The sequence below is a fragment of the Flavobacterium sp. UGB4466 genome, assembly GCF_903469665.1.
Lineage (GTDB): Bacteria > Bacteroidota > Bacteroidia > Flavobacteriales > Flavobacteriaceae > Flavobacterium > Flavobacterium lipolyticum.
Genome location: NZ_CAGKLC010000102.1, coordinates 1 through 14,314 on the forward strand (window position 1 = coordinate 1; position 14,314 = coordinate 14,314).

General features: G+C 33.8%; 12 protein-coding genes and 1 pseudogene. 7 read left to right on the forward strand and 6 right to left on the reverse strand.

Translation table 11 applies throughout. The annotated features are described in order from the left end of the window. Positions 1 to 83 (reverse strand): annotated as a pseudogene (locus JO950_RS22310) (methylglyoxal synthase); the annotation flags it as partial. 148 nt (positions 84 to 231) lie between these two features. Here JO950_RS22310 and JO950_RS18350 point away from each other — a divergent pair. The 3 genes from JO950_RS18350 to JO950_RS18360 all read left to right on the forward strand — a co-directional run bounded on the left by JO950_RS18350 (position 232) and on the right by JO950_RS18360 (position 2,447). Next, positions 232 to 1,071 (forward strand): hypothetical protein, encoded by an 840-nt coding sequence (locus JO950_RS18350; RefSeq protein ID WP_202703939.1) that lies wholly within the window; start codon positions 232 to 234, stop codon positions 1,069 to 1,071. 209 nt (positions 1,072 to 1,280) lie between these two features. Beyond that, entirely contained in the window at positions 1,281 to 1,835 is a 555-nt protein-coding gene (locus tag JO950_RS18355) for a hypothetical protein (protein WP_202703940.1), read from the forward strand. Between the two features lie 12 nt (positions 1,836 to 1,847). Next, positions 1,848 to 2,447, forward strand: a complete 600-nt coding sequence (locus JO950_RS18360) for a hypothetical protein (RefSeq protein ID WP_202703941.1) — start codon at positions 1,848 to 1,850, stop codon at positions 2,445 to 2,447. 102 nt (positions 2,448 to 2,549) lie between these two features. Here the strand turns inward: JO950_RS18360 and JO950_RS18365 are convergent, their stop codons facing one another. The 5 genes from JO950_RS18365 to JO950_RS18385 all read right to left on the reverse strand — a co-directional run bounded on the left by JO950_RS18365 (position 2,550) and on the right by JO950_RS18385 (position 10,796). Further along, on the reverse strand, positions 2,550 to 2,924 hold the full coding sequence (locus tag JO950_RS18365) for a methylglyoxal synthase (protein ID WP_070908888.1): 375 nt from the start codon (positions 2,922 to 2,924) through the stop codon (positions 2,550 to 2,552). 13 nt (positions 2,925 to 2,937) lie between these two features. Further along, positions 2,938 to 3,789 carry an N-acetylglucosamine kinase gene (locus JO950_RS18370; protein ID WP_202703942.1) on the reverse strand — a complete coding sequence of 284 codons (852 nt, stop codon included), beginning with the start codon at positions 3,787 to 3,789 and terminating at the stop codon, positions 2,938 to 2,940. Positions 3,790 to 3,918: 129 nt separating this feature from the next. Beyond that, a complete protein-coding gene (gap, locus tag JO950_RS18375) occupies positions 3,919 to 4,923 on the reverse strand; it encodes a type I glyceraldehyde-3-phosphate dehydrogenase (RefSeq protein WP_017497660.1) in 1,005 nt (334 codons plus the stop codon). A gap of 83 nt (positions 4,924 to 5,006) precedes the next feature. Continuing rightward, positions 5,007 to 5,993 (reverse strand): 6-phosphofructokinase, encoded by a 987-nt coding sequence (pfkA, locus tag JO950_RS18380; RefSeq protein WP_017497661.1) that lies wholly within the window; start codon positions 5,991 to 5,993, stop codon positions 5,007 to 5,009. Positions 5,994 to 6,299: 306 nt separating this feature from the next. After that, positions 6,300 to 10,796, reverse strand: a complete 4,497-nt coding sequence (locus JO950_RS18385) for a translocation/assembly module TamB domain-containing protein (RefSeq protein ID WP_237732387.1) — start codon at positions 10,794 to 10,796, stop codon at positions 6,300 to 6,302. 206 nt (positions 10,797 to 11,002) lie between these two features. Here JO950_RS18385 and tsaD point away from each other — a divergent pair, with 206 nt between their 5' ends. From tsaD to JO950_RS18405, 4 genes are all read left to right on the forward strand, one after another. After that, the gene (gene tsaD / locus JO950_RS18390; RefSeq protein ID WP_202703943.1) at positions 11,003 to 12,025 is read left to right on the forward strand and encodes a tRNA (adenosine(37)-N6)-threonylcarbamoyltransferase complex transferase subunit TsaD; all 1,023 of its coding nucleotides are present in this window, start codon (positions 11,003 to 11,005) and stop codon (positions 12,023 to 12,025) included. A gap of 2 nt (positions 12,026 to 12,027) precedes the next feature. Beyond that, entirely contained in the window at positions 12,028 to 12,735 is a 708-nt protein-coding gene (locus tag JO950_RS18395; RefSeq protein WP_202703944.1) for a 16S rRNA (uracil(1498)-N(3))-methyltransferase, read from the forward strand. 142 nt (positions 12,736 to 12,877) lie between these two features. Continuing rightward, complete coding sequence (locus JO950_RS18400) at positions 12,878 to 13,516, forward strand: DUF4159 domain-containing protein (protein ID WP_202703945.1); 639 nt, start codon at positions 12,878 to 12,880, stop codon at positions 13,514 to 13,516. 10 nt (positions 13,517 to 13,526) lie between these two features. After that, complete coding sequence (locus JO950_RS18405; RefSeq protein ID WP_017497666.1) at positions 13,527 to 14,024, forward strand: TrmH family RNA methyltransferase; 498 nt, start codon at positions 13,527 to 13,529, stop codon at positions 14,022 to 14,024. Positions 14,025 to 14,314: the final 290 nt, after the last annotated feature.

Genomic DNA, 14,314 nt, shown 5'->3' on the forward strand with positions numbered 1-14,314 from the left:
TCATTAGTTGCCAGAGGTACATTATGAACATCACAAACACGAATCAACATATTGATGTCTACTTCGTGGGCATGGCTCGTTAAAAATATTATTCCCCCCAAACACTTAAAATCACAAAATTATAAAAAACTAACAAATCATTTTTTATAAGATTTTTCTTATTACATTTGAATTGCATAAAAAGCTCCAGAAACAAATTTTACATTTTATAAATTTAAAAATGATAAAATTATGTTTAAAACAGCAAAAAGAATATCCTGTCTAGTGTTATTCTGTTTTATTTTGTCTTGTCAAAATGAACCTTCAAACCTGCAAGATTCAGCAACTAAAAGCTTTACTAATGGAACTGTCATTAACGGTAGATTTTACTTTTCCTCGAGAGAAAATCTAAAAAGTGATCTTGAAAATTTCAAAAAGAAAAACACAAAAGACTTAGAAGATCAATTTGAAAAAATTTATGAGAAAGGATTCCTATCAAACACCCCAATAGTGGATCCAAAAAATGAAATCCTAATTTCAAAACTCTCTAACAAAAAGAAAGAACTACAGAAGTCTAACGATGCCAATGAAACTCCGGAAGAAGACAGTATTATTCCCGATCCATATTTTGCTGCAGTTATAAACCAAAACAACGAAATTATAGTTGGAGATTCAATTTACAAAATCACAAAAGATCTCGGTGTACTATCCATACATATAAATGATACTACATACTTAAAAAATTATCTTAAAGAGCATTATAATTTTAAATCATCACTAAAAACAAAAAAAGAGGCGCTGACAGATTTTGATCCCTGTACATCTCGCAGCCAATATGGAGGCAATACAAATCTAGATTCCAAAATATCAAGATTTATAGCTCCTATAGATATTGATTGTCGTTCAATACAAATTCCTTTTCCAAATCCCTCCATTTTAACCTTCATACCACAATTAACGGAAGATCAAATAGTACAAAATCAAATAAATAATTTACCTATATGTGACGGTCTTCATGATACCAGCTGGTTTCAAAGTTTATTTGGCACTAAAAGTCCTGCATTAATTATTTTGACAATTCGCACAGAATAAAAACTGAATTTTGGAATCAATCATGGGGCATATACAGCTCAATTGGTGTTCAAACAAGAGTTCAGGTAAAAAGATTCGGAATTTGGTTTAAATCTGAAGCAGATGAATTACATCTTGGAATAAACAGAGTAATATTAAAATATAATTATCCAGATCCAAAAATTAATATTTACAATCCTTTCACGACAGAATCATTACCTCCAATATACATGTACAATAATTATTATCAAGTATTAGGTGATGGCAACAACTTCAAACTTGTCAATATAACTTCCGGAACAGGCTTACCATTTTTTAAATTTAATAACAATAATATACTAAATATATACATTAGACAACTTCCTAATCCGTATTACCAAATAAATAGTGAATCAAACATTAAACAATTGTATAATTTGGGCATTAATTTTTTGAAAAAGGCAATTAATAGTGATCCGAAGAAGGAATTTGTAATCACCCATCAAAAAAATGCTAACGAAATTGAAGTGCTTTATTTTGGTGAAAGATACAAAGCTCTCAACACCAATAAAATTGAAAGAAAATTTGATAGTCAAATTTTAGAGTTCCTTATTACTTATTCAAACAATCTTAACTATAGCACTCCCACATCCGTTAATCCAACAGGTGCAACAGGAAGCAATAGTTTTTCATTAAAAATAGCTAAAGGACAAAGCTTTAGAAACTACACTTACTATGAACTGGATTTCTATGCCCTTGGTCGTCGAAGAGATATATGGAGCGGCAATAGGATGAACAAAATATAATTCAACAAAAAAATGAAAAAAATAATAATACTAATTATAACGCTCATAAATTCTATTGGCTACACTCAGGATATACCTCTAAAAAAATGGTATTCGGATGCTCAGTTTGATCTGATCATTCATAAAAGGGCAAAATATAGTTACAGTTATTTTGGTGGTGATACCGAAAAACATACAGTTTGGGACGAACAATTAAACGTCAAGAAACCAGCAATTGGTTTTACATACACCTACAATTATATGCTTTTTAAAAAATTAAGTATTGGGATACTAACAGGTTATAAAAACTACACCTCTCCAGATTTTTCTATTTTGGAATTAGGAGGAATACTAAAATTCTTTTTTGTCGACACAAAAAACATATATACCTACGCTAGCTTAAGCAATCAATTTAGCTTGAATAAAAATCAATTTAGAAATGGTACCAATGCAAGAATTGGCATCGGATTACCAATCATTAAAAGATATTCTTTTAGCCTTTCTATTAATCTTTTTAAAGAACAACAATTTCTGAGATTAGATGATGCAGAACCTTTGTTTAATTACAATCATGAAACCCCAGGCGACCTCATATACAGCTCCTATGGCTTAAGCGCAGGAATCAAGTTTTAATTAATCCTCAAAACTAATACAGTATTAAACAGCGATTTGAAACCTGAAACAAAAAAACCGTTACAGCTCGTAACGGTTTTTTTTATATTCTAAAAAGAAATTCTATAGTTGCAGCGCAATGGCATTAAGCAGTAACTGCGCCGAAGCTTCATTAGTTGCCAGAGGTACATTATGAACATCACAAACACGAATCAACATATTGATGTCTACTTCGTGGGCATGGCTTGCCAACGGATCTTTAAAGAAGAAAACCATTTTTGTCTTTCCTTCTGCCACTCTCGCAGCAATCTGCGCATCACCTCCCATTGGTCCTGAGAGCATTCTTTTCACCTTAAAACCGGCGTTTTCAGCTTTACTCCCTGTAGTTCCTGTTGCGATTAACTTAATGTTTTCCTGAAGCAGTAAGGTCTTGTTTTTATTCAAAAACTGAACCATGTCTGCTTTTTTCCCATCATGAGCTATGATAGCAATTTCCATATTCTATTTTTATTTATTGATTTGCAACGTGGTAAGCAATTAACCCATCAATCGGTCTTCTTAAAACATTACCCAACTGAAGTCCGTATTTATCAAAAGTTTCTTGTAATTCGTCTTTTAAATAAAAAGCTATTGACCCAACAAAATGAACAGGAACTTCTTTACAATTGTCAAATTGCTTGATGTAGTTTTTCACAAAAGATTTCATTCCCTTGAAGATAATTTTTCTGCAAAACTCAGTGTCTTTATGCTTGATCAGGAACTTTGCAAAGGTCGCCAAATAAGCATTTGGATTTGGTTCTTTGTACAATTTATTCTTGATAAAATCAGGTTTTAAATTATACTCTTTCTCAAATTCAACTGCCAGTTCTTTTGGCATTTTATTGAAATAGTACTTTCTGATTAATTCTTTTCCAAAAACATTTCCGCTGCAGTCGTCCATTGCGATAAACCCAAGTGACTGAACTTTTTGATGCAATACTTTACCATCAAAAAAACTGCAATTAGAACCGGTACCTAAAATACTCACAATGGCAGCTTGTCCTTTTGGAGTAGTTGCATATACTGCAGCATAAGTATCTTCCTGAACTTCTACAATTGCATTCTCAAAATATTCCTGAAATATTCGGGAAAGTTCTATTTTCATTCTCTCGGTTCCGCAACCTGCACCGTAAAAAAACAAATGCGTAGCGTTCTTTTTATTTTGCAGAATATCAAAACGATCGTTTAATCTTTCTACTATCTCCGGACCGTCAAGAATTTCAGGATTTAATCCTAAAGTTTGTGTGGTGAATAATACTTTTCCATTATCATCAATTGCAATCCAATCGGCTTTAGTAGATCCACTATCAACTATTAATTTCATTTTATTTAGTTTTTGGATTAGTCTTTCTTTAGCTAAATAAAAAATGTGTTTTTACCTTAATTAAAGAAGCAACAAAATAAGAAAATCCCATTACTATTCAATAACGGGATTTTGCAAAAATATATATTATTATTTTAAACCTGCGATATGCACAGACAAATCAATCAATTTACTTGAATACCCGTACTCATTATCATACCAGGATACTAATTTAAAGAAAGTTGAATTTAAACCGATTCCTGCTCCAGCATCCACTACTGAAGTTCTTTTGTCAGAAATAAAATCCTGAGAAACAACTGCATCTTCTGTATATCCTAAGATACCTTTCATTGTAGTTTCGGAAGCGTTTTTCAAAACAGCCATAATTTCTTCATAAGAAGTTTCTTTAGCTACTTTTACTGTTAAATCTACTACAGAAACGTCAGCAGTAGGAACACGGAAAGACATTCCTGTTAATTTCCCATTCAAAGCCGGAATTACTTTTCCAACTGCTTTTGCAGCTCCAGTTGAAGAAGGAATGATGTTGATGCTTGCAGCACGTCCGCCTCTCCAGTCTTTTCTTGAAGGACCATCAGCTGTCATTTGAGTTGAAGTTGTTGCGTGAACTGTTGTCATTAAACCTTCAACAATTTCGAAATTATCGTGAATTACTTTAGCTAAAGGAGCTAAACAGTTTGTTGTACAAGAAGCGTTAGAAACCACTAAATCTGTAGCTTTTGCTGTTTCATGGTTTACTCCCATTACAAACATTGGTGCATCAGCAGACGGAGCAGAGATAATTACTTTTTTAGCACCACCTTTGATGTGCTCGTTTGCAGTTTCGATTGTTGTGAAGATACCAGTACATTCAGCAACTACATCTACATCTACTTCGTTCCATTTTAAATCAGCAGGATTTCTTTCCGCAGTGATACGAATATTTCTTCCGTTTACAAAAAGTTTTCCGTCTATTACTTCTACAGTTCCGTTGAAACGTCCGTGAACTGAATCATATTTTAATAAGTAAGCCAAGTGATCTACATCTAACAAATCATTGATTGCTACTACTTCTACATTATCTCTATTGAAAGTTTCTCTAAAAACGATTCTTCCGATACGTCCAAATCCGTTTATTCCTAATTTTACTTTTGACATTTTACTTAATTTTTTGTTTTTTATTACACTAATTCAAAGTCTAATTTCCTCACAATAAACTTCTTTCCTTTTTTAAACTTTTTTTATGTCGACATGATATCGGACACTCTTAACAATTCTCTGTCAATCTCAGATTTACCTTTAATTGCTTGTTCAAGAGGTGTCAAAACAACTTTATCAGCCTGCAAACCGACCATATAATTTGATTTACCTTCTATTAAAGATTCTACCGCTTTTACTCCCAAACGGCTTGCTAAAACACGGTCAAAACAAGATGGAGAACCACCACGCTGCATATGTCCTAATACAGATACTCTAACGTCGTACTCCGGCAGATTGGCTTCAACGTAATCTTTTAATTCGAAAACATTTTTACCTATTTTATCTCCTTCGGCAATAACTACTATACTTGATGATTTTCCTGAAGCTTTACTTTTTTGAAGAGAATCTAATAATCGGTCTAACCCTAAATCTTCTTCAGGAATAAGAATTTCTTCTGCACCGGCTCCAATTCCGGCATTAAGAGCAATATGACCTGCATCTCTACCCATTACCTCTACAAAAAACAGACGGTTATGTGAACTTGCAGTATCTCTAATTTTATCGATACAATCTACAACAGTATTTAAGGCTGTGTCATAACCTAAAGTATGGCTGGTTCCAAAAATATCATTGTCAATTGTTCCGGGAATACCCATTACCGGAAAACCGTATTCTGAATTAAAAATTAATCCACCGGTAAAACTTCCGTCTCCTCCAATAACAACCAAAGCATCTACTCCGGCTTTTAAAAGATTTTCGTGCGCTTTTTTTCTACCTTCCGGGCTTCTAAACTCAACTGAACGAGCTGATTTCAAAATCGTTCCGCCTTTGTTCACAATATTATTTACGCTACGGGGTCCCATTTCTTTGAAGTCACCTTCAATCATTCCTTGATATCCCCTATAAATCCCTATGCATTCTATATTATGATAAGCACATGTTCGAACAACTGATCGTATTGCGGCATTCATTCCTGGTGAGTCACCTCCTGATGTTAGAACACCAACTTTTTTTATCGTTTTTGGCATTATTTAAGTATTAAAGTGTAAAATTAGCAAACATTCACCACTTATCGGGTTATCTTTATAATAAATTAGCAAAATATGTTAAATTCAAACGTTTTCGTTAATAAGTTTTTCTAAAGCAAAAATTTCATTCTCCATAATAAATGTTGCCTATTTAAATTGAATATTTAAAATTAACAATACATTACTGAAGTGTTATAAAATTTAACAGCTATCCCTAGCAAAAAATAAGCAAGTCTCTAAAATTAAAACAAAAAAACCATTCGCAGTAACGAATGGTTTTTTATCTGTATCTTTTTAACAAATCTTCTAAAAGTCATTGTCAGGAATTAATCCTTCATTATTTATGGGTGGAGGAACTTTTGGTTCTTCTTTTTTCTCTTTCTTCTCCTCCTTCTTTTTGTTCTTATCTGCGTTCTTTTTATTCGAGAAATTAACAAAATCAGGATTCAGGTTGTTATCCTGCAAATCGTTTGTAGAATTTTTGATCGCTCTTTCCAGCCTATGATTTTTGAAAAGTTTATTTACCAGCTCGCTAAAAGTATCAAAATCCACTTCATACGAAATACCAACTCCCTGTGTATAACCAATTCCTTGTCCTATATAATTAATATCATTTTCTTTATTGAACAAACGAAGATTCATCGATCCGTCTTCATTTACACGATACAAGATTTCGATATCTCCAACAATAGCAGATTCATTTACTCCACCTACCGGAACTCCCAATTTTCCGTTGATTGTAATTCTTTCATTGATCTGAGAAGAAATATTCGCTACAAACTGACCGTCGGCCTCCTGCCCAAGTCTTTTATCAGCAGAGATATAATTCAAATCAATATTGACCTTATCATTATCTGATTTTATAATACCTCCTAACAAACTGGAAGCAGTTTCGGTTAAGGTACCTGAAAAATCGCCCTGACTAAATCCGTCTGTACTCATAAACGAACCTGTAGATAGCAAATACAAGGCCTGTGTCTGACGAATGTCTTTATCGTCTAACTTATATTGTATCTCTGATTTAAGCACAGTACTGACAGAAGGGAACTGTATATCAAAATTAGGCTCCGGACTGGCCAAATCTCCACGTAATCCGATTACCACCTCAACCGGAACTTTTTTATTAAATGAAGAAGTGTTGTCTAACAGTACTGCCGGATTTGCCGTTGTTTTATAGACCGCTTCCAGATTTAATTGTGCTTTCATTGGGTTTCCTTCCCAAATAATTGATCCTCCTTTTTTAACGGAGAATTTTTTATCAATTAAACCACCGTATTTAAAATTATAAGTTCCTTCGTATGCCTGGAAATCTCCCCACATATTAAATTTACCCAGTGTATTAATTTTAAATAATAACGATCCGTATCCTTTTCCTTTCATTCCATGCCCGGAACTTCGATCTAAAATTACCTCTACCTCGGCATCAGGTGTAATATCAAAATCAAACTCCAGTTCCAATCCGTTGTAATTCTTGGTCTTTTCAAGTATACCATTTGCCAGATTGTACTTTTCCTGCGGTGTTACAAAATGAATCCAGTTGCTTTCTCCAACACTCTGGGCATTGTTTATAGGAATCTTAACCTGAGTTCCTTTTTCTGATTTCGCTTCTACTTTTATAAGCAATCCTTCTGTAGGACCTTTAATACTGGCTGTACCATTTATAAATGCCGTACCAAAATAAGCTGCATCTTCACTGTCTTTAGTATCCAGTGCCAGCAATCGCTTAGACGTAATATTTAAATCCAGCTTCCAGTCGCCAAAATTATGATGTTCAATACTTCCATTCAGCAAGCCTTTTGTTCCGTATTTGGTATCCGTTAGCTGATTGTTTCGAAACAGAAATTTTTCATCTGTTAAGTCAATCACGGTACGATCGCTTAATTCGTAATCTGTATTCAGGTATGGGATGGTCATCCCGGCTTTCTCCACATACAACCGTCCATTAATTTCAGGCTTTTTCAGATTCCCTACCACGGCGGCATTCCCTGAAACCGACCCTCTCACATTAGAAAGCACTTCACCTCCAACCGTTCCTAAGGTAGCCAGATTAAATCCTTCGAGTTTCAAACTCAAATCTAAAAAGGTCTCTTTATTTTCAACCGCAAAAGTTCCTTCTGCTTTAAACGATTCTGTAAATCCGTTTTGGATAGAGGAATTGATAGTGAATTTTTTAAAACTTTCATCTCCCGCAATATCAAAATTAAGCGTACCTAAATCCGTTTTATTCAGATTCAGATGATCAATCACAATAGAGGCCGTGGGCTGATAAACGTCTTTATTCTGTTTGTAATTTACATTTCCATTTAAATTACCATTAAATACGAACTTAGAATTAAAAGGTGTGATTTTATTAATATCCACATCTTCAAAGTTCAACACCAAATCTTTATAATCTTTCCCTTTTATGACACCATTCAAATCTATTTTTTGATTCTCATGAGACAATACAATATTATCAATAGTGAAATTTTTAAAGTACTGATCAAAAACAATCTGATTGTCTTTTTCAGCATCTTCATTTAGATACCATAAATAGTCTTTAAATTTCATCTCAGACTTCTTAATCCCTACGATATTGTTTTTATTTTTATCGATGGTATGATAGAGATCCAGATTAAAATAATCTTCCCCTTTATCCCCTCCTTTAAATTCGGATCTTACAAACAGGGTATCTTTAGCCGTAACGTTAATCAAATTAAAATCGCGTACTTTATAATAAGGTGTTTTAATACTGTCCAGCTCTACATAAGCATTATAAAGCGTATTTTTATTGTCGATCGTAATTCGAATATTGTCAAAGGTATTTTTGGCAGCGACAATTTTTTCGGAATTAAACTTGAATTTAAACTCCTGAAGATCCGAATTAATTTTTCCTCTCACTGTGGTACTTGAATCAATTTTGATGTCCGGATATAACATCTCCACTATCTTATCGTACACATGAAAGTTGAAACGCAAAAATTGCCCTTTCTTAAGTTTGTAAGGTTTATAATTGGTATACAAACTTCCTACTGAATTCATGACCAGCTTGTCCAGTTGTGCAAACTGAAACTTACCTACTATTTCACCTTTTACCACGTCATTAGAACCAATAGTAATTGTTCGCAGTTTATCGGCATCAAAATGTGAATTAACTGTAAGATCATCAAAAACATAGGTATCCTGAGGATTTTGATACACAGCCTCTTTAATCGAAATCGTTCCCTGTAAGTTCTCTATCGAATTTCCGGTCACTGCGACAACGGCATCCCCTTTAAAATGTGAAATAGAATCGCTTATAAATTTTAGCTTTCGCAAGTCGGCATTCTCTACGTTAATATGAAAATCATAGCGATTTTCACGCTTACTCAAATCCACCATTCCATCAAACAGTAAACTTAAATTTGGATCATTTATAGAAACCTGTCCTTTATAATAAGGCAGTTTAAAATTACCGTTAACAACAATATTATTATAGGTGTATTTATTGTAATCTAATTTTGCGATATCTCCTTTAACAATGGTATTGAGGTATTTTTCGGTAAACCCTACCCCGTCTACATCTACATTCAAAGTCGTTCTACCAATATCTTTTCGATTCAGTACCGCACCAATATTAAAATTCTCCAGGATTACATTTCCTGAATACGAGGCTTTGTCAATAAAATCAATATTATTCATGTGCAAATCGACCTGACCGTTACCTAAATCGGTAATCATTTTAAAATCGGTTTCTAAGGCTGTGGTCGAAACTTTTGCTTTTCCAACGATATTGAATTTACCAATTCGTCGTAATTCCTTTGGAAGTGTTTTACCTAAAATACCCGGCAATAAAACGACCAGATTATCGTAACTCGAAACCAGTTTTTCGAACTTACCATCCATAGAAAACTTCTGTGTTTTGCTTCCTAAAAGATTCTTGAAGTTAATGGTCCCAAAGATTCTTGAACCATTAGTATCACTCAATCTAAGACGTCTTAAATTAAGATCATTCAATGTTCCTTTTATTTTTGTTTTAATTTTAAAATGCTGGTTTTTTCCCAAGCCATCATAAAAATAACGAATATCATTTGACGCAATGGAAGCAGAATCCAGGGCTACATCAAATTTTACTTTATCGGTAAAATGAAGAAAATCCTCTATTTTATAGTTCAGAATTGCTTTTCCGTAAATAGAAGATCTTTTGGTCTTTATCGCCAGATTTTCAACCTTGATCTGCTTTTTAGTGTAACTGAACTTCCCGGCAAAATTTGATACATACAACCCACGGTGATCTAAGAAAGAAAAACGGTGAATATTTGTATTTATATCCGGTCCGTATAACTTAAACTCGCTGATGTACGCATTCAATTTTTTAAAATCAAGAAATCTTGGCGTGTTTTTATTCTCATCCACAACAGAAAAAGCCCCCTGCGATATGTAAGCATTCTTAGCAGTCAACAAAAAGTGCTTGTTGGATTTTGGTGTTTTTTTTCCTGTTTCAAACAGCTTAATAAACTTGTTGATATTATTCTCGTCTTCGTTTTTATACGTTTTGAGATTAAAAATCATACCGGTCAGCCTAATATCACCAAAAAGCAAATCACCATCTAATAATCTTTTAATGCTAAGAATATCAGTGGTAATGATGTCAGAATAGATTAAACTCTTCTTATGATGGTCGCGAATCAGAACCTTCTTGAGTTTTACACCTCCAAAAATATTTATGGCAACTTTTTCAACACTAATATCAGTCTTAAAATCAGTGTTTAAAGATTCTGTAACATATCTCGCTATTTTGGTCTGAACCACAGGCAAAGCCAAGATGATAGCAAGTGCTAACAAAAGTAAAATTAAACCAATTAGGGTTCGGGATATTATTTTCTTTACTTTTCTGATAGTTGCTATATTTTAGTTTTCTTTTAAATTTACTTTGAACAGACAAAGAACGGCTGTTTTTGATAAAAATTCTTTAATTTTGGCTTCTCCTTATAATAAAAGAAAATCAAATATTTGATTCGTCAAATATAATCCAAAAATCGTGCTTTTATATGCAAAATTCAGAGGTTTTTATTCTCGCCATCGAAAGTTCATGCGATGATACTGCTGCCGCGGTCCTACATAACGACAAAGTACTCTCAAATGTTGTGGCCAATCAGCTAATTCACAATCAATATGGAGGTGTTGTTCCTGAATTAGCTTCAAGAGCACACCAGCAAAATATTGTTCCGGTAATTGATGCCGCACTTCGTAAGGCAAATGTACAAAAAGATCAACTAACTGCTATCGCTTTTACGCAAGGTCCCGGTTTGATGGGATCTTTATTAGTAGGTAGTTCTTTTAGTAAATCACTGTCGTTAGCGCTCAAAATTCCGCTAATTGCTGTAAATCATATGCATGCCCATATTTTAGCACATTTTATCGATGAAGAAGGGTTTGATAAACCGGAATTTCCTTTTCTGGCGCTTACCATTAGCGGAGGTCATACTCAAATCGTTAAAGTAAACGGTTTTTTTGATATGGAAATTATTGGAGAAACTACCGATGATGCCGTTGGCGAAGCCTTTGACAAGAGTGCCAAAATCCTTGGGCTTCCTTATCCGGGCGGACCCCTGATCGACAAATATGCAAAATTAGGAAATCCAAAAGCCTTTACTTTTACCAAACCGAAAGTACCGGGACTTGACTTTAGTTTCTCTGGACTAAAAACGGCCATCTTGTATTTTATTCAAAAAAATAAACGTGAAAATCCGAATTTTATTGAAGAGAACCTGAATGATATTTGCGCTTCCATTCAACATACCATTATCGAAATTTTGATGGACAAATTGAAATTAGCGGTAAAAGAAACCGGAATCAAACAAATTGCCATTGGCGGAGGAGTTTCGGCTAATTCAGGCATCAGAACCCGATTGAAAGAAAGCGAAGCCCAATACGGATGGAAAACCTTCATTCCAAAATTTGAATATACTACCGACAATGCCGCCATGATAGGAATTGTGGGGTATCAAAAATATTTATCAAAACGTTTCGAAACTTCAGCAGTAGTTTCGAAAGCGCGAATTCAATTTTAATTATGCAATTATTTTACAATCCTGATATCGACGAATCTACAGAACGCTTTTCTTTTGACAAAGAAGAAAGCCGTCATATTATAAAAGTTTTACGCAAAAAAGATTCCGATATTCTACACGTAACCAATGGTTCGGGTTTGTTGTTTGAAACCCAAATTACTTTAGCATCAGACAATAAATGCATAGTAGAAGTTATTTCGATCCAAAAATCGCCTGCTCCAAAATTCAGACTGCATCTAGCAGTTGCACCAACCAAAATGAATGATCGTTTTGAATGGTTTTTGGAAAAAGCCACAGAAATAGGAATTCAGGAAATTACTCCTATTTTTTGTGATCGTTCAGAAAGAAAAGTAATTAATCCGGAGCGTTTTGAAAAGATTATTTTATCGGCAATGAAACAATCCAACGAAACCTATCTGCCTAAATTAAATGAAGCCATTTCGTTTAAAGAATTCATCAAACAAAAAAACGATGGTTTGCAGCTAATCGCGCATTGTGAAGAAACCGATAAAAAATCTTTAAAGGAAGTTTTGAAGCCCAATGAAAGTGTTACCCTGCTTATTGGACCGGAAGGAGACTTTTCTGAAAAAGAAATTGCACTGGCTTTAGAACACAAATTCCAGCCCGTTACTTTAGGAAATACCCGATTGCGAACGGAGACTGCTGCAATTGTAGCCTGCCATAGTGTTGTGTTTTTTAATGAAAATTAAACCAGGTATTGTTAAACTGTTTAATCGTTTATTTGTTTTGCTGTTTAACCAAAAATTTGAAATTGTTTAAATTTACCGCTTATAGTTGTCCCCATAATTCATAACTCATACCCCATAACTCACATCCCACGACTTAAATGATATGAAAAAAATATTTCTATTATTACTAATGGTTTCAATCTCTTCCTTTTCACAGGAGATTGCGTTGTTAAAATATAGCGGTGGCGGTGATTGGTATGCCAATCCAACATCATTACCTAATTTAATTAAGTTTTGCAATGCTAACATCAATACGAGAATAAAAGCAAAACCATCAGCAGTTGAACCGAGTAATCCGGATCTGCTCTCTTATCCGTTTGTTCATATGACGGGACATGGAAATGTTGTTTTTAGCGATGCTGATGTAAGTAATCTTAGAAATTATTTAAATGGTGGTGGTTTTCTGCATATTGACGACAACTACGGAATGGATCAATACATCCGAAAAGAGATTAAAAAAATATTTCCAAACAATAACTTAATCGAAATTCCTGCCAATCATCCCATATTTCAAAAACCTTTCCCGTTTCCAAATGGTCTGCCAAAAATCCACGAACATGACGGAACACGCGCTCAGGCCTTTGGTATCTTTATCGAAAACAAATTGGTATTACTCTATACATATGAATGTGACTTAGGAGACGGCTGGGAAGATCCTGAAGTTCATAATGATCCTGTCGCGGTTAGAGATAAAGCTCTTAAAATGGGAGCCAACATTATCAATTATATTTTTACCAATTAAATTTTAGAAAGTGCAGCTTACTCACGAAGAAAATCAATTTGAAAGAAAAACATTTCCGATAACATTAGTTTGTGATCACATTTATTTTCAGCAAAATATTGGTTCTCTTTTTAGAATCAGTGAGGCATTTGGAGTGGAAAATATCATTTTTTTAGGAAAAGATATTCCGTTAACTCCCCGAAAAATAAATAAAACTTCACGAAGCACCCATCTTCACGTAGCCCACACCATCATTGAAGAAACAGCTGACCTGGCTGACTATCTGCTTCAAAATAATTTCGAGATTATTGCTTTAGAGATCGCAAGCAACAGCAAACCACTAAGAGAAGTTCTAATTCCTGAAAATCAAAAAATTGCACTTCTAATTGGAAGTGAGATTAACGGAATCTCTGAAGAGCTTTTAAAAATTTCAAACCAAATTGTCCACATCAATATGTTTGGAAAGAACAGCAGTATGAATGTTGTGCAAGCGGCAAGTATTGCACTTTATGAAATTACTTCTTTTTAATTTTTTTCACCTTTTAAATTGTAAGTATACTACTTACTTTGATGCTAGCTTTTGTTGTTTCTTCGGGATTTACTCCAAATGAAGAAACAACAGGAATTATTGTTCAAAATGTAAGACAACTGTCGTATGGAATCTCATGGCTAATTTGACCAAAATTACCATTAATTTAACAGTTATTCTTACGTATAAATACTTACTAAAATTTCACTTTGTAATATTTGTCAAAAAAATCTTCCATAAACGATGAAAATCGACACAATAACATTCTTAAAAACAGCATTGTACGAATT

Coding starts and splice junctions, on each gene's coding strand:
- JO950_RS18350 (WP_202703939.1), top strand. CDS start 232: ATGTTTAAAACAGCAAAAAGAATATCCTGTCTAGTGTTATTCTGTTTT.
- JO950_RS18355 (WP_202703940.1), top strand. CDS start 1,281: ATGTACAATAATTATTATCAAGTATTAGGTGATGGCAACAACTTCAAA.
- JO950_RS18360 (WP_202703941.1), top strand. CDS start 1,848: ATGAAAAAAATAATAATACTAATTATAACGCTCATAAATTCTATTGGC.
- JO950_RS18365 (WP_070908888.1), bottom strand. CDS start 2,924: ATGGAAATTGCTATCATAGCTCATGATGGGAAAAAAGCAGACATGGTT.
- JO950_RS18370 (WP_202703942.1), bottom strand. CDS start 3,789: ATGAAATTAATAGTTGATAGTGGATCTACTAAAGCCGATTGGATTGCA.
- gap (WP_017497660.1), bottom strand. CDS start 4,923: ATGTCAAAAGTAAAATTAGGAATAAACGGATTTGGACGTATCGGAAGA.
- pfkA (WP_017497661.1), bottom strand. CDS start 5,993: ATGCCAAAAACGATAAAAAAAGTTGGTGTTCTAACATCAGGAGGTGAC.
- tsaD (WP_202703943.1), top strand. CDS start 11,003: ATGCAAAATTCAGAGGTTTTTATTCTCGCCATCGAAAGTTCATGCGAT.
- JO950_RS18395 (WP_202703944.1), top strand. CDS start 12,028: ATGCAATTATTTTACAATCCTGATATCGACGAATCTACAGAACGCTTT.
- JO950_RS18400 (WP_202703945.1), top strand. CDS start 12,878: ATGAAAAAAATATTTCTATTATTACTAATGGTTTCAATCTCTTCCTTT.